Genomic DNA, 15,117 nt, shown 5'->3' with positions numbered 1-15,117 from the left:
ATCAGTCCCGGTAATACGGCTGGGGAGCGCCGTACCCACTGTCGAGGATGGACAGCCACCGGTCCCGGATCTCCTGCCAGCGGCCGGTCACCCGGATGCGCTCGAGCACGCCGTTGACGAACCGGATCATGTCGTCCTGGCCCTTGGGAATCCCGACGCCGTAGAACTCCTCGCCGAGGCTGGGGCCGACGACCCGCAACCACGGATCCTGCGCGGCGAGCCCGGCGAGGATCGCGTCGTCGGTGGTCGCCGCGTCGATCTGACCCTGCTGCATCAGGACCAGACAATCGGCCCAGGTCGTCGTGCTGACGATCTTGGCTCGGGGCTGGATGGCCTGGATGCGACCGATCGAGGTGGTCCCGCGCGCGGCGCAGACCCGCTTGTCGGCGAGCTGCGCCGGACCGGTCACGTTCGAGTTCCGGAACGACAGGATGCGCTGGGACGCGACGTAATAGGGAGCCGAGAAACTGATGTCGCGCAACCGGTCGCAGGTGATGCTCATCGTCTTGATCACCAGATCGACCGTCATGTCCCGCAGGGCGTCGATCCGCTGCGCCGAGCTCAACACCTGGAACTCGACGCGGCGGTCGTCGCCGAAGATGGCGCCGGCGATCTCGTGCGCGATGTCGACGTCGAAGCCCTGGATGTCGCCGGTGATCGGGTCGCGGAAGCTGAACAGGTTGGACCCGATGTCGAGCCCGACGATGAGCCGACCCCGCTCGAGAATGCCGGCCATCGTCGAATTGATCGGCATCTGAGCAGGGGGCGGCATCTGGGCGGGCGGCCGCAGGGTCAGGGTCGCGTTGCAGGCCTCGGAACTCGGCGGCGGTTCGACGGGCACGTCGACCTGGACGCCGGGCAGCATCGGTTGCCCGGCGGTCGCCGTCGGCGGGGGAGATTCGGGTGCGGGGAAACGCACGCACCCGGTGGCGACGAGCCCGGTGAGCGCGAGCAGGACCACGACGGTCAGCAGGCGGCGAGGCGAGGGGACGGTCGTCATCGGTACTCCCGGATGCGCGGGATGAGACCGCCCACGACCGCGACGCCGGCGAAGACGGTGAGCAGCAGGATGCCGGTGCCGGTGAACCCGAGGACCCGTTGCGCGGTGTTGATGTCGTCCCGGAAGGAGTTCCGCGCAGTCGTGATCGCATCGACCAGCGCGGTGTCCACCGCGGTGTAGGCGCGCGCCGAACTGTCCGGTCCGTCGCCGACGGTGTGCAGGCGCGCGAGACCGAAGTTGCCGGTCTGGATGTAGCGGCGGACCGCGGCGTCGGTGCGGCGCCACTCGGTCAGCGCCGCCGTGACCGTGTCCAGTTGTTCGCCGGTGACCGCGCTGTCGCCGTCTTCGGTGCCCTCGCGGACGTCGTCGACGATGTTGCCGATCTCGCTGGTCGCCGCGGAGAAGCTGCGCTCGAGACCGCCCTGATCACCGCGGCGGATGAGCGAGAGCGTCTCGGCCGACCGCGCCTGCTGGGTGAGGATCCGGGCGGCGGTCAGGTCGCGGAGCGGGTCGGCGCCCTCGGTGCGGGCATCGCTGGTGGCGGCCACCGACATCAGACCGGAGGCGAGCAACCACAGGGTCCCGACGCTGAGGGCGAAGATGGCCGCCACGATGCCGATGTTGAACCGCCGCCGGGTCCGCCGCGCCAGGTAGCGCGACGTCAGGACAAGCGCGGCGAGCAGGAACAGGAGCGGCGCATACACGGTCCAGGGTGGACGGGTGAGGGTCTGCTGGGGGTCGGCGATGGCCATCGATCGCCGTTCGTAGAGGCGCTGGGCGGCCGGGAGGATCTGGTCCTGCATCATCGACGACGCCTGGCCGAGATACGCCGATCCCACCGGGTTGCCGAGCCGGTTGTTCGTCCGCGCCGTCTCGATGAGTCCGCTGTAGACCGGGATCGAGGTGGACAGGGTCTCGAGATCGGCGCTGACCGCCTGCTCGGCCCGGTCCGACACCATGCCGGAACCGGGTTCGCTGGAGGTACCGGTGGCCAGGATCAGCGACGACGACGCCGTCGCCAGCGCGTCGGAGTAGCGCTGCCGCAGATCGGGGGTCTCCAGTCCGCCGGAGATGAACGCCGCGTTCGCCGACGCATCGGCGATCGACAGCGAGCTGTAAAGAACCTGCGCGGCCTCGGCGAGCGGTTCGGTCCGATCGATGAGGCGCTGCAGGGTCTGGGTGCGGTCTTCCAGGACCGTCGATGCGTACAGGCCGGTGCTCAGACAGCCGAGCGCCAGGATTCCGCAGATGATGATCAGCTTGCCCGGGGTCGTGACGGCGAAGTGGCGCAGGGTCTGGAACGGGGACTGGGCGCGTTCCCGGGCGGTGGCGACGAGTTCGCGTCGGTCGGCGAGCACCTGGCGGATCGGGGGCGAGGCCTGCGCCGGACGGATCGTGCGACCGCCACGCGTCAGCGCCGTCCGCACGGAGGACGCGTCGCCGGTCACCTACCTGATCCCTTCTCGAACGCTGGATCGTCTCCGGTGCGGTCCTACGGTCACCGGTTCCCCGTTCCGGATTCGCGTGACCGGGCGATCAACGTCAGGGGTTGTGTCATCTGGGTCATCGTTCACCGGGTCGTGCGTGTTTCACCCTATGTCATCGTGCCGGGTTCCTCCCGAGTCGACCGGCGCCGCGCCGCCGACCTCGGCGGTTCGCGCGTGCCGGGTGCTCGCCGACGGCACCTCGTGGTTCCGAGCCGCGATGAGAGGGCTTCGCGGTCTCCCTGGCAGGTGTTGCGCATCTCACTTACGGTGGAGGCACCCGGTCGGGGCGACCGGGTTGCGAGGAGGCGTGGTGCGCGGCGACGGCGACGGCTGGGTGATCGATCCCGATGGTTCTCGATATTGGGGTATCCACGGTGCGGCAGGTCTGCTGCTGCGGGCACCGCTGCCGGACGGATCGACCGGGGTGCTTCTCCAACACCGCGCCGCGTGGTCGCATCAGGGCGGCACGTGGGCGCTGCCCGGCGGGGCCCGCGACTCGCACGAGGGTGCCATCGACACCGCGATCCGCGAGGCCGAGGAAGAAGCCGGGATCACCGCCGACGATCTGCGCGTCGTCGCAGCGGTCGTCACCCTCGAGGCGCCCGGCGGATGGACCTACACGACGGTCATCGCCGAGACGGACTCGCCGGTCCGCACGGTCGCCAACTTCGAATCCACGGAACTGCGATGGGTCGACGAGAAGCGCGTCGATCAACTCCCGCTGCATCCCGCGTTCGGACTCGCGTGGCCCGTTCTCCGCGAGCGGATCGCGATGTTGGATCCCCAGAGCTGAGCCCTCACACCCCGGCGCGGTCGGACTCCAGCAGTCGGTTCGCCCCGGCGACCAGCGCGTGGACGTTCGCCTCGTCGCTGCTCGCGCCCTCACCGACGGCCCAGGCCTGCCGGCCGTCGTGCTCGCACAGCAGGAACGTCGTGACCAGGCCGTCGACGACCCGCTGGTGCAGCCGGACGATCTGAACCGGGGCGCCGACGTCGTACAGGATCGAAGTCATCGCACCGACGGGGCCGGCGGCGACGGCGCTGCGGGACATGATGCGGTCGGCGATCGCGAGCGTCGCGCGGCACTCGACCAGGTCGCCCGAGCACGGGACGGCGGAGAAGGAGCCCAGCCGGATCGTGCCGCCACGGGAGTACTCGTCGGTGAATTCCTGCCAGGTCATCCCGGCGGCCTCCTCGTGCATCCCAGGGGGAAGCGGGCGGCCGAAACGTGCGGCGAAGTGGTCGCCGTCGTGCCGGTCGTCGCGCTCGGTCCACGAACAGGATCGACGAGGTAGATGAAGAGGGTGCATCTCGAAAACCGATTTCGGTCGAAGAACGGATGACCGACTGGAGAGCGCAACCGACCCGCAGCGGGGGGTCGGTCAGATTCAGACCCCGCTGCGGCGGGTTACGAGAACGCTCGTGATGCACAACATGATCGGTCCACCATAGACCCGCGACACCGACCGGGCAAACGTGTTTCCGCCAGGGGAACCGCTAGAGCATCCCGGCGAGGTCGGTGGCTGCGGCGGCCGGGTCGTCGGCCGCGGTGATGGCCCGCACGACGACGATGCGCCGCGCCCCGAGCGCGGTGACCGCCCCGACGCGGCCGGCGTCGATTCCGCCTATGGCGAACCACGGCTTGGCTGATTGTGTTGCGGCAGTGGAGGACACGAGGTCGAGGCCGGCGGCGGCGCGGCCCGGTTTGGTGGGGGTGGTCCAGCACGGACCGACGCAGAAGTAGTCGACGTCGTCGTCGGCGATCGCGGCGGCAGCCTGCTCGGGGTCGTGGGTCGAGGCGCCGATGAGGACGTCCGGTCCGACGATCCGGCGGGCCGCCGACGGCGACAGGTCGCCCTGTCCGACGTGCAGGACATCGGCCCCGGAGAGCGCCGCTATGTCGGCGCGGTCGTTGACCGCCAGCAGGGCGCCGTGCGCGTCGGCGACCGTCCGCATGCCCGCGAGGATCTCGAGTTCCTCTCCCGCCTCCAGGGTCCCGAATTCGCGCTCACCCGGCGAGTTCTTATCGCGCAGCTGCACGATGTCGACGCCGCCCGCGAGCGCCGCGTCGACGAAGTCGAGCAGGTCACCGCGTTCGCGCCGGGCGTCGGTGCACAGGTACAGGCGGGCCGTGGAGAGCCGCCGGCGACGGTCCGTCGCGGAGCCGGGGTCCGTCGACGCGGAGCTGGTGCGGTTCGGGGTCGTCACGCCGACCAGGCTAACCGGACCCCCGACGCCCCGGCGTAGGGTGGATCGCACGAACACACGGGAGTCCGGATCGGCCGGGCTGAGAGTGCGGACAGATTCCGCTGACCGTCGAACCTGATCCGGGTCATTCCGGCGAAGGAAGGTGATTCCCAACGTGGATTCCCCACCGCAGCGCCCTGCCCACCGCGCCCTGACGGTCGTCGGGGGCGGTGTCATCGGGTTGACATGTGCGCTCACCGCGGCCGACGCCGGATGGCGGGTCCGGGTACTCGACGCCGGCACCGACGAGCGCGCGTCCTGGGTCGCCGGCGGCATGCTCGGTTCACTCGGCGAGGGTCATCCCGGCGAGGACGCGTCCCTGGCCCTCTCGGTCGAATCGGTCCGGCTGTGGCCGGTGCTCGTGAAGCGGCTCGACGACCCGGGTGTCGTCACCGCCACCGATTCGCTGTTCGTCGCGGCGTCGGCCACCGACATCGAGTACCTGCGGCATCTCGCCGACTTCGTCTGGGCCGGGCAGCCCGCCACCGATGCCGCGCTGCAGTCGGTGACCGGCCGCGACATCCGGACCCTGGAACCGTCGCTGAGCTCTCGACTGGTCGGTGGCTACCGCGCGGTCGGCGAGTGGTCCGTCGACAACCGGCGGCTGCTCGAGGCGTTGCGTGCCGCCGCGACGTCGGCGGGTGCCGAGTTGGTCTCCGCGCGCGTCGAATCCCTGACCGACCTCGACGACCTCGGTTCCGACACCCAGATCCTGCTCGCCGCCGGGCTCGGCACCGCCGCTCTCTGGCCGGGCGTCGACCTGCATCCGGCGAAGGGGGAGATCCTGCGCCTGCGCCGCACGCGCTGGTCGGTGCCGCCACCCGGTCACGTCGTCCGGGCACGCCTCCACGGGCGGGCCGTGTACCTGGTGCCGCGCGAGGACGGAGTCGTCGTCGGCGCCACCCAGTACGAGGCCGAGGGGACGGCCGACCGCGCGCCGCAGGCCGGTGGGGTCGCGGATCTGCTCGCCGACGCGATCCAGGTCTTCCCCGGGCTGCGGACCTACGAACTGACCGAAGCGGGGGCCGGTCTGCGGCCGTGCACCGCGGACGGATTGCCGATCGTCACCCGTGTGGACACACGAACGGTCGTGGCGACCGGGCACGGGCGCAACGGGATCGTCCTCGCCCCGGGCACCGCCGCCCGCGTGCTGTCGATCCTGGAAGGAGCAGAGGAATGAGTATCACCGCCACTATCACCGTCAACGGCAAGAGCGTCGATGTCGGCGCCGACACGTCGGTGCGCGACGTCGTCACCGGGCTGGGGTTGCCGGACCGGGGGATCGCGGTCGCGGTGGACGGCGCGGTCGTCCCGCGCGGCCGCTGGGACCGGCACACGATGACCGACGGCGCCGTCGTCGAGATCGTCACGGCGGTGCAGGGTGGCTGACCTCACCGATCTGAAGCCCGACGACTCGCGGACGGGGCAGAAGCCCCACGGCGGCGCGATCCCGGACGCGGACCATCTGCGCATCGCCGGTCGCGACTTCTCGTCGCGACTCATCACCGGTACCGGCGGCGCGTCGAATCTCGCGACCCTGGAACGCGCCCTGGTCGCGTCGGGCACCGAGCTGACCACCGTCGCGGTTCGGCGCGTCGACGCGGCCTCCGGCACCGGGGTCTTCGATCTGCTGCGCCGGCTCGACATCGCCGTCCTGCCCAACACCGCGGGCTGTCACACCACCGCCGAGGCGGTCCTGACCGCGCAACTGGCGCGGGAGGCGTTCGAGACCGACTGGGTGAAGCTCGAGGTGGTCGCCGACGAACGCACCCTGATGCCCGACGCCATCGAACTCGTCGACGCCGCGGCCGCGCTGGTCGCCGACGGTTTCGTCGTGTTGGCCTACACCAACGACGATCCGGTCCTGGCCGCGCGCCTCGCCGATCTCGGGGTGGCGGCGGTGATGCCCCTCGGGTCGCCCATCGGGACCGGACTCGGAATCCTCAACCCGCACAACATCGAGATGATCGTCGACGACTGCCGCACCCGCTTCGACGACCCGCTGCCGGTCATTCTCGACGCGGGCATCGGGACGGCGAGCGACGCGGCTCTGGCGATGGAACTCGGTTGCGACGGCGTGCTTCTGGCGACGGCGGTGACCCGGGCGGAGAACCCCGAACTGATGGCGACGGCGATGCGGCACGCGGTGGCCGGGGGCCGACTGGCTGCGCGCGCGGGCCGGATCCCCAAGCGCTTCTGGGCGCACGCGTCCTCGCCCGGGCGCGACGAGGACTGACGCGCGGTCCCGCGACAGGCCATCCGAACGACAGACCGGGCCGCTCCGGGTTCGGCGGCTATGGTCGAGGCGTGTTGCAGGTAGCGAATCTGACGAAGGACTTCGGCGGTCAACGCGCGGTCGACGACCTCACCTTCGAGGTGGGGCCGGGACGGGTCACCGGTTTCCTGGGGCCCAACGGTGCGGGCAAGTCGACGACCATGCGGATGATGCTCGGACTCGACCGCCCGACATCGGGCACGGCGACGATCAACGGGCAGCGCTACCGGGACCTCGAGCATCCGCTGCGGCAGGTCGGTGCGCTGCTCGACGCCCGGTGGGTGCATCCCAATCGCAGTGCGCGGTCACACCTGCGATGGCTCGCGGCGAGCAACCGCATCCCGGCCGCCCGCGTCGACGAGGTGCTCGAGACGGTCGGGCTCACGTCGGTGGCCAAGAAGCGCGCCGGCGGCTTCTCGCTCGGTATGTCGCAGCGGCTCGGGCTGGCGGGTGCACTGATCGGCGACCCGCACACGCTGCTGTTCGACGAGCCGGTCAACGGCCTCGACCCGGAGGGCATCGTGTGGATCCGCGGGTTCATGCGCAAGCTCGCCGCGGAAGGGCGGACGGTACTGGTGTCGAGCCATCTGCTCACCGAGATGTCGCTCACCGCAGACCATCTCGTCGTCATCGGGCGGGGACGGCTGATCGCCGACTGTTCGGTGGCGGAGTTCACCGGGCGGGCCCGGCAGTCGGTGCGGGTGCGCGGCCCGCAGCTCGAACAGTTGCACGCCGCGCTCGCGGCGGCGGGGCTGAATCCCGCGCCGGGCGACCCGGATGCCCACGGGCGCCCGGTGATGCGCGTGCCGGACACCACGACCGATCGGGTCGGCGACCTCGCCGCCGCCGCGGGCATCACCCTGCACGAACTCGCCGCCGAGTCGGCGTCACTGGAAGAGGTCTTCATGTCGATGACGGCGCACGCCGTCGACTACACCGCCGTCGACAACCGCGCCGTCCACGACCCCGACGCCCACAACCGGGCCGTCGGGAACCAGGGGGGAGTGAACCGGTGATCGCCGCGATCAACGCCGAACGGATCAAACTCGCCAGCACCCGGTCGCCGTACTGGTGCCTCGGCGTCGTCGTGGTGCTGGGCCTGGGCTTCGCGGTGCTGCTCGGCGCCATCGCCGGCGGTTCCTACGGCAGTCCCGGCGAGACCGACACCCTGACCGACGACTTCCTGCTCGGCGTCAACCAGTTCGGGGTCGCGGTGCTCGCGATCATGGCGATCCTGGGCGTCACCACCGAATATCGCTTCGGCACGATCCGACCGACGTTCGCGGCGATCCCGCGTCGGCCACAGGTCCTCCTCGCGAAAGCGGTCGTGTTCGGCGGACTCTCGTTCGCGGTGGTGGCCATCGTGTCCGTCGTCGCGGTCGTGGCGGCGCAGGTGCTCGCCGGCGTCGGGGTCTCGCTGACCGGACCCGAGACCGTCCGGCATCTCTGGGGCACGCCGGTTTTCGCGATGCTGTGCGCGCTGATCGGCCTCGCGGTGGGTGCGCTGGTGCGGCATTCGGCGGGTGCGGTGGCGATCGTGCTCGTCTGGATGCTGGCCCTCGAGCGCATCGTGTCGGTGCTGCCGCGCGTGGGTGAGCACATCGTGTCGTTCCTGCCGTTCCTGAACGGGTGGAACTTCCTCGCCGGCGGGAGCGACACCTTCCACTGGAACGCCTACGGTTCGCTGGCCTACTTCGCCGGCTTCACGATCGTGTTGCTGGCGGCGGCCGTGGCCGTGACCAATGCCCGGGATGCGTAGTTCGCGGATTTTCTTCCGCCGATGTCAAATCCGGGATTAGCCCCGTGTCGACAGGGCCATCCGGTCGGACCACATTGGTGCTTCCGGGCGGCCCATTGTAGGGCCCGGCAGACTAAAATTCGCGGTTATGTCCACGAATTGGCCGCTTGTCGAGCGCGATCGGGAGTTCCGCACGATCCAGGCGGCGCTCAGGGGCGAGACGACCGGCTGTGGGGTGGTCCTGACCGGTGATTCCGGCGTGGGCAAGACGACCCTCGCCCGGCACGTCACCGCCGAGTTGCCGACCGGGGTGCGCTGGGTGGCGGGCACCGAGTCCGCCCGCTCCATCCCGCTCGGTGTGTTCGCCCATCTCGTCGGTCCGGCGACGTCGAGCGATCCGGTCACCTACCTCGCGGCGGCGCGTGAATCGCTCCTCGCCGACGGTGATGTCGTGATCGGGGTCGACGACGCCCACCTGCTCGACGAACTGTCGGCGACGCTGCTGCATCAGCTCGCGATCGACCGTGCCGTGCACATCGTCGCGACGGTCCGCAGCGGCGAGACCGTCCCGGATGCGGTGACCTCGCTGTGGAAGGACAATCACCTCACGCGGATCACGTTGTCGCCGTTCACCAAAGAGCAGAGCGTGGACCTCATCGAGTCGGTGCTCGGCGGGCAGCTCGAGGAGCATTCGGCCGATCTCATGTGGGAGGCCTCCGGTGGGAACGCCCTGTTCCTACGGCATCTCGTCGACGGTGCGCGGCAGGCCGACACGCTGCGGCAGGTCAACGGCGTGTGGCAGCTACGCGGACGCGCCGCCATCACCTCGGAGCTCGCATCGCTGCTCGAGGGACGGATCAAGCAACTCGACGCGCCGGTCCTCGGGGCCCTCAAGTACCTCAGCCTGTGCGAGCCCCTCGACATCGACGTCCTCGCCGAACTCGCCGGCGAAGAGGCCGTCGAAGAGGCGGAGATCGCCGGGCTGGTGCGCATCACCCGCGACGGGCGGCGTCTCGACGTCGCCTTCCACCATCCGCTGTTCGGTGAGGTGATCCGACGCCGCCTGGGTCTGGTGTCGTCGCGGCGGCTGCGTGGCCGGCTCGTCGAGGCGTTGCAGTCGCGGCCTACGAACACCCCGGCCGAGCGGATTCGGCTCGCCGATCTCGCGATCGAGAGCGACGTGGAGATCGACCTCGCGCTGGTACGGACCGCCGCCCGCGACGCCCTGAACCTCGCGCAGACGCCGCTCGGCGAGCGTTTCGCGCGGGCGGCGCTCGACGAGGGCGGAGGACTCGAGGAGGCCGAGCTGCTCGCGCGGGCGGTCATGTGGCAGGGGCATCCCGACGAGGCGCGGGACATCCTGTCCCGCTTCTCGCCCGACGATCTCGACGAGGGTCGGCTCGTGCTGTGGGGCAATTCGATCATCGGCAACACGTTCTGGGCTCTGGGCGACGCCGATCGGGCCGACGAGATCCTGAAGTTGCTGACCGAGCGTGTCACCCACCCGGCACTCACGCCGATCGTCACCGGAATCGCCTCGGCGTGCGCGCTCTTCGAGAACCGGATCGACGAGGCGATCACGCTGTCCGACACCGTCCTCGCCGAATCCAAGGTCCTGCCGTGGGCGGTCGAGTGGGCGGTCTTCGGTGGCAGCCTCGCCCGTGCGGTCGCCGGTCGGGGAGCGGAGGTCGGGGCGTTGGCCGAACACTCGCGCGAGGTCGAGGTCGACGGATTGCTCCGTTTCCCCACCGGTTTCGGCGAGACCCTCGCGCTGACCCTCACCGGCCGGCTCGACGACGCGGACGGCGCCGCGGGGCGTTTCGTGTCCGCCGCACAGACCGCACAGTACCTGGGTTGGGCGATGTCCGGGATACTGGTCGCCGCAGTCGAACTCGCCCGCGGGTCGTGTGCCTCGGTGACCCGGCGGATGGAGCAGACCCTCGCCATCCTCGACAGCGGACGGTTCTCCGAGTCCTGGAACTTCCCGGCCCACATCTTCCTGGTGCAGGCCCTGAGTGCGCTGGGGCAGGCCGACCGTGCCGCTGCGGCGCTGGCCAAGGCGCGCAAGCGGTCCGGCAAGCATGTGGCCGTCTTCGGGCCCATGCTCGCCATCGCGGCGGCCTGGCAGTCGGCGGCAGCCGGAACCGTCACGCCCGCCGTCGAACTCGCGCACTCCGCGGCCGCATCGGCCCGTGCCGCCGGTCAGTTCGCGGTGGAGGCCGAGGCCCTGCACACCGCCGCCCGATTCGGGGACGGCGGTGTCGCCGACCGGCTCACCGAACTGGCCGAGCGTGTCGACGGTCCGCTCTCGGATCTGTACGCGCGCCACGCCGCGGCCCTCCGCGACGGTGATGCGGTCGAACTCGATCTGTGCTCCACGGCGTTCGAGGACTCCGGGGTGTGCCTGTCCGCCGCGGACGCGGCCGCGCAGGCCAGCGTCCTGCACGACGCGGCCGGCAGACGGTCCGCGACCGTGGCGTCGGCCGCGGTGGCGAACCGACTCGCGTCGCAGTGCGGTGGCCTGCGGACGCCCGCGCTGATCTCGGCCGCGCAACCGTTGCCGTTGACGTCGCGCGAGCGGGAGATCGCCAACCTCGCGGCGGCGGGCTTGTCCAACAAGGACATCGCGCAGCGACTCACCGTCTCTGTCCGCACCGTCGAAGGGCATCTGTTCCGCGCCTACACCAAGCTGGATGTGGGTGACCGTGCCGAGCTGGCCGCCCTGTTGCTCAAAGACCAGCGGAAGGCGCGCTGAAAACCACCCGCAGGAAACGGACAGTCGACGATAGGTCGTCGGTGCCGCTGTGTCGGGTGGCTTTCAGTGGGGCTCTTGGTCGAGGGCCGCGATCACCTCGTCGTCGTCCACCTGGGTGAAGTCGTCGTAGGACAGGCCGACGGCCCGGAACGGCGTCGGCGTCACCAGGACGACGACCTCGTCGACGCCGCGATCCCGCAGTCGCAGAACCGAATCCGACGGCGCGGTCGGCACGGCCACCACCACCCGGGCGGCGCCGGCGGACCGGGCGGAGTCGACCGCGACGGCCATGCTCGACCCGGTGGCGAGACCGTCGTCGACCAGGATGACCGTTCGGCCGCCGAGCTCGGTGCGCGGACGGCCACCGCGGTAACGTCGATCGCGGTCGTCGAGGATGCGCCGCTGTCGATCGGCGGCCTCGTCGAACTCGCTGCGGGACACCCCGAGTCGACGCGGTATGTCGTCGTTGACCACCAGGTGGTGCGCAGTGAGCGCGCCCATGGCGAACTCCTCGTGGCCGGGCGCCCCGATCTTGCGCACCACCAGCACGTCCATCGCGCACCTGCCTGTCGACGCCGCGATGGCGTCGGCGACCTCGCGGGCGACCGGAACCCCGCCGCGCGCGAGTCCCAGGACGACAGGTTCCGTTGTGCCGGCCTCCGGAACCCCGGCGCCGTACCGGACTTCGACGACCCGCGCACCCAGCAACCGACCCGCCTCGCGGCGGTCGGCGAAGATGCGGGCGCGCATGGGCAGGCCTCAGAGCTGCACTGCGGGACCGACCTTCAGTGCGAAGCTCGGCACGTCGGCGAGCCCGACGGTGGCCTCGTAGGTGCGGTCGTAACCGGTGCTGCTAATCCGCCATCCGTCTGCGGTGCGGCGGTAGGTGTCGTCGTAGAACGCCGCCCCGATGAGCATGAAGGAGAACTCGGCGACGATGACCCGGTCCTGCAGGTACCAGCGTCCGCGTGCGGTGTCCCCGTCGATCTCGATCTCCGGGTGTGCGACACGATGTTCGGTGATGACTGCGGGACCGACGTTCTTGCGCATGTATCCGACCAGCTCGTTCCGATTCGAGAAGGCCAGGCTCTCACCGTAGTTACCGGTGACGTCCTCGGTGAGCGTCGACTCGAACGCCGTCCAGTCCTTGGTGTCGAGAGATCGCAGGTAGCGATACTTGAGGCTCTCGATCGCCCGCAGGTCCTCGAAGCCGCCGGCGGGCGCGCTCACTTCGTCCTCGTTCCCGGCAGGATTCCGGCATCGATGACGGCTTTCACGACCGGTCTCGTCCGGGTGAGGAGGTCGTCGGTGCCGGCCCAGATGGCTTCTCCGACAGCATCGGTGGTGGCCTCGATGTCGTCGTAGGTCGCCGCGCCGGAAGCGGTGAGACGGTGCCCGTCCTCGACACGCTCAGCCAGCCCGGCGTCGACCAGGCGATCGACGCTGTCCTGCCAGTCCTGTTCGGACCAGCCGCGGGTCATCAGCACGATGCGCTTGCCCAGGGTGCGACGACGAACCGTGGGGTCGGGAAGCTGCGACTCGTGGAAGACGGCCGCGTCGAAGCCGTTCAGGCCGTTGAGCGCGAGCGCCGCGATGTGGTTGTCCCCCCGCCACTCTCGGAGAATCGCGATGGCGTGCCACAGATGTAGGCGCGCGGTGTCCGGTCGCGGGGCCGTCGACCACGCGGCAGCGAGCGGGCGTCCGCCGAGGGGTAGTCGGGCGGCCAGATCGTAATAGGCGGAGGCGAGTTCGTCGAGGACGGCGTCGTCGATGGACTCGCCCAGGATCTCTCGCAGCGAGTCGTCGAGCATCTGATTGCGTCGTTCGTGGACCCGGTCGAGCCCGGCGTCGACGGCGGCCGCCCAGCCCTTCGCGATGAGTTCGTGGTTGAAGTTGTAGAAGGCGGAGGCGACGACCGAGGCCGCGCACGGACCGAACGGCGCGCCCCGCGCACCGACGTAGAAGGCGTAGGGATCGAGCCCGGTGTCTGCCTGCGCGCCTTTCAGTCCCGGGTTGAAGTAGGCGAGGATGTGGAAGGGTTCGAGGGTTTCGTAGGCGAGCCGGGCAGCGGAGCCCGTGCTGGTCGATGTCATCAACCCACCCTCTCCATCCGCGGGGCGGGTGTCAACCACCTGCGATGACGAGCGGGAGCGTCAGGTGCGCCGGGAGTCCCGGCTCTCGAAGACGGGGTCGTCGGTCGTCCACAGATCGCCATCAGCGACGTCGGCATCGGCATCTGCCGCGGACGCTTCGTGCTCCTCGTCGGACGCGGGTTCCTCGCGGCCACGGCGCCACCCGCCCTTCATCGGCGGCGCCTCGCCGAGGTGATCCGGGTCGACCGAGCCGTACCAGGCGACCAGTACGGCACCGACGACGGCGCCGACGAAACCGAGGATGGCCAGCCAGCCGAGTCCGGGTTTGGCCGTGTCGTCGAGGAAGACGACCCCGACCAGGCTCGGGCCGGCCGTCTCGCCGACCACGAGCACCGCAGTCACCCCGTTCACCGCGCCGAGCTGCAGGGCGACGGTCTGGACGTAGAAGCCCACCGCGCCCGCGGCCGCGATGGTCCAGGCGGCCGGATCGGTCAGCAGCGCCACGGGATCGAACGGCTGGATTCCGTCGAGGATGCGCACGGCGATGGCGATGATGCCGAACAGCAGACCCGCCGACGCGCCGCCGACGATGGCGCCCGCCGGACCGAGGTTGTAGACGCCCACCAGAGCAAGGGCGCAGAGGGCGAGCGTCGCGACGAACAGGCCCCAGTGGAATCCGACCTCTTCCCCGCCGCCGGTGTGATGGGACGATGCCACGCCGAGGAGGCAGAGCGACATCACGACGAGCCAGATGGCGACCCATTCCCGCGTGTGCAGGGCGATGTTGAGGATGATCGTGCCGAGCAGGGCGGTGATGACCAGGTTGGCCGACACGATGGTCTGCGAGAGGAACAGCGGTAGGAACCGGGCAGCGAGGGCGCCACCCGCGAAGCCGAGCACGACCAGCGTCGTGCCGAGGAGGAAGGCCGGATCGACCAGCGTCGACATCGTGGACGAGAGGGTCGGTGCGCCGTTCTCGGTGGTGATGCCCTCACCCTCGTCGGCAGCGGCCTCGGCCACGCGGCGGGCGCCGAGCGCGCGCAGGACCGTGGACATCCCATAGGCGACTGCGGCGAGGCACGCGGCGATGACGCCGATGACGAACAGCTGCATGCCTCCTCCAACTCGGCCCGGATGAGCCTCGACAGGCTCGGACCGACGACCACCCCGACTGCGTACGCACGCGATCGGCCCGGGCCGCACCAGCGCTGCTCCGCAAGTGGTGTTCCGCAACCGGAAGCGAAGCACACGGACCGGCCGATCGTGGAAAAACTAACAGGGTGAACCGACAGGACGGTATCGAATATTCCCGAACCGACCGGATTTTTTCGCAGGCCGTCCGGCGTCCGTGCTCGGGTCCGTCGGCACTACACTCGCTCGGGTGAACAGCGCCGGACAAACCCATGTACTGATCACATTCGGCAGATGGGACTGCTGCACGGATAGGTGACATCTGATCTGGCTTGCCTTCGGGCGGTCGGGAAGGATGTAGCTGTGCCCAAGCCGTACCCCCAGGAGTTCC

General features: G+C 70.1%; 15 protein-coding genes and 1 riboswitch. Of the genes, 7 read left to right on the top strand and 8 right to left on the bottom strand.

Translation table 11 applies throughout. From position 1 onward, the window contains the following. Position 1 precedes the first annotated feature (1 nt). Together ACFUEJ_RS23085 and ACFUEJ_RS23080 are read right to left on the bottom strand one after the other, a co-directional pair. Positions 2-1,000, bottom strand: a complete 999-nt coding sequence (locus tag ACFUEJ_RS23085) for a glutamate ABC transporter substrate-binding protein (RefSeq protein WP_065630374.1) — start codon at positions 998-1,000, stop codon at positions 2-4. After that, on the bottom strand, positions 997-2,448 hold the full coding sequence (locus ACFUEJ_RS23080; RefSeq protein ID WP_058249606.1) for a hypothetical protein: 1,452 nt from the start codon (positions 2,446-2,448) through the stop codon (positions 997-999). The genes ACFUEJ_RS23085 and ACFUEJ_RS23080 overlap by 4 nt, the downstream gene beginning before the upstream one ends. Before the next feature lie 349 nt (positions 2,449-2,797). On the opposite strand from ACFUEJ_RS23080, the gene ACFUEJ_RS23075 reads away from it, so the two are divergent. Continuing rightward, positions 2,798-3,280: an NUDIX hydrolase gene (locus tag ACFUEJ_RS23075; RefSeq protein ID WP_058249916.1), complete on the top strand. Its 483-nt coding sequence runs from the start codon at positions 2,798-2,800 to the stop codon at positions 3,278-3,280. Between the two features lie 4 nt (positions 3,281-3,284). On the opposite strand, the gene ACFUEJ_RS23070 is transcribed toward ACFUEJ_RS23075, so the two are convergent. Both ACFUEJ_RS23070 and thiE read right to left on the bottom strand, forming a co-directional pair. Beyond that, positions 3,285-3,668, bottom strand: coding sequence for a hypothetical protein (locus ACFUEJ_RS23070; RefSeq protein ID WP_058249917.1), 384 nt, complete (start codon positions 3,666-3,668; stop codon positions 3,285-3,287). A gap of 316 nt (positions 3,669-3,984) precedes the next feature. Further along, entirely contained in the window at positions 3,985-4,695 is a 711-nt protein-coding gene (gene thiE / locus ACFUEJ_RS23065) for a thiamine phosphate synthase (protein WP_388032179.1), read from the bottom strand. Positions 4,696-4,743: 48 nt separating this feature from the next. After that, positions 4,744-4,853: riboswitch (TPP riboswitch) on the top strand. On the opposite strand from thiE, the gene thiO reads away from it, so the two are divergent. From thiO to ACFUEJ_RS23035, 6 genes are all read left to right on the top strand, one after another. Continuing rightward, positions 4,850-5,914, top strand: a complete 1,065-nt coding sequence (gene thiO, locus ACFUEJ_RS23060; RefSeq protein ID WP_388032176.1) for a glycine oxidase ThiO — start codon at positions 4,850-4,852, stop codon at positions 5,912-5,914. It overlaps the preceding riboswitch by 4 nt. Next, the gene (gene thiS, locus ACFUEJ_RS23055) at positions 5,911-6,123 is read left to right on the top strand and encodes a sulfur carrier protein ThiS (RefSeq protein WP_388032173.1); all 213 of its coding nucleotides are present in this window, start codon (positions 5,911-5,913) and stop codon (positions 6,121-6,123) included. Before thiO ends, thiS begins: the two co-directional genes overlap by 4 nt. A 58-nt stretch (positions 6,124-6,181) precedes the next feature. Next, entirely contained in the window at positions 6,182-6,970 is a 789-nt protein-coding gene (locus tag ACFUEJ_RS23050; protein ID WP_388032204.1) for a thiazole synthase, read from the top strand. 71 nt (positions 6,971-7,041) lie between these two features. After that, complete coding sequence (locus ACFUEJ_RS23045) at positions 7,042-8,025, top strand: ABC transporter ATP-binding protein (RefSeq protein WP_388032170.1); 984 nt, start codon at positions 7,042-7,044, stop codon at positions 8,023-8,025. Further along, entirely contained in the window at positions 8,022-8,768 is a 747-nt protein-coding gene (locus ACFUEJ_RS23040; protein ID WP_068970954.1) for an ABC transporter permease, read from the top strand. The genes ACFUEJ_RS23045 and ACFUEJ_RS23040 overlap by 4 nt, the downstream gene beginning before the upstream one ends. Positions 8,769-8,895: 127 nt before the next feature. Beyond that, positions 8,896-11,502, top strand: coding sequence for a LuxR C-terminal-related transcriptional regulator (locus ACFUEJ_RS23035; protein ID WP_388032165.1), 2,607 nt, complete (start codon positions 8,896-8,898; stop codon positions 11,500-11,502). A gap of 63 nt (positions 11,503-11,565) precedes the next feature. Here the strand turns inward: ACFUEJ_RS23035 and ACFUEJ_RS23030 are convergent, their stop codons facing one another. From ACFUEJ_RS23030 to ACFUEJ_RS23015, 4 genes are read right to left on the bottom strand one after another with little or no spacing between them, the layout of a single operon-like run. Continuing rightward, positions 11,566-12,252 (bottom strand): phosphoribosyltransferase, encoded by a 687-nt coding sequence (locus ACFUEJ_RS23030; RefSeq protein WP_388032162.1) that lies wholly within the window; start codon positions 12,250-12,252, stop codon positions 11,566-11,568. Between the two features lie 9 nt (positions 12,253-12,261). Continuing rightward, positions 12,262-12,732, bottom strand: coding sequence for a nuclear transport factor 2 family protein (locus ACFUEJ_RS23025; RefSeq protein ID WP_388032159.1), 471 nt, complete (start codon positions 12,730-12,732; stop codon positions 12,262-12,264). Beyond that, complete coding sequence (locus ACFUEJ_RS23020) at positions 12,729-13,595, bottom strand: hypothetical protein (protein WP_388032156.1); 867 nt, start codon at positions 13,593-13,595, stop codon at positions 12,729-12,731. Before ACFUEJ_RS23020 ends, ACFUEJ_RS23025 begins: the two co-directional genes overlap by 4 nt. A 60-nt stretch (positions 13,596-13,655) precedes the next feature. Further along, positions 13,656-14,708 carry an EamA/RhaT family transporter gene (locus ACFUEJ_RS23015; protein WP_388032153.1) on the bottom strand — a complete coding sequence of 351 codons (1,053 nt, stop codon included), beginning with the start codon at positions 14,706-14,708 and terminating at the stop codon, positions 13,656-13,658. Positions 14,709-15,117: the final 409 nt, after the last annotated feature.

Origin of the sequence: Gordonia sp. NPDC057258 (assembly GCF_042668985.1) — a bacterium.
Lineage (GTDB): Bacteria > Actinomycetota > Actinomycetes > Mycobacteriales > Mycobacteriaceae > Gordonia > Gordonia hongkongensis.
Note: the sequence above shows the minus strand (reverse complement) of the source record. Positions and strands in the feature narration are given on the sequence as shown.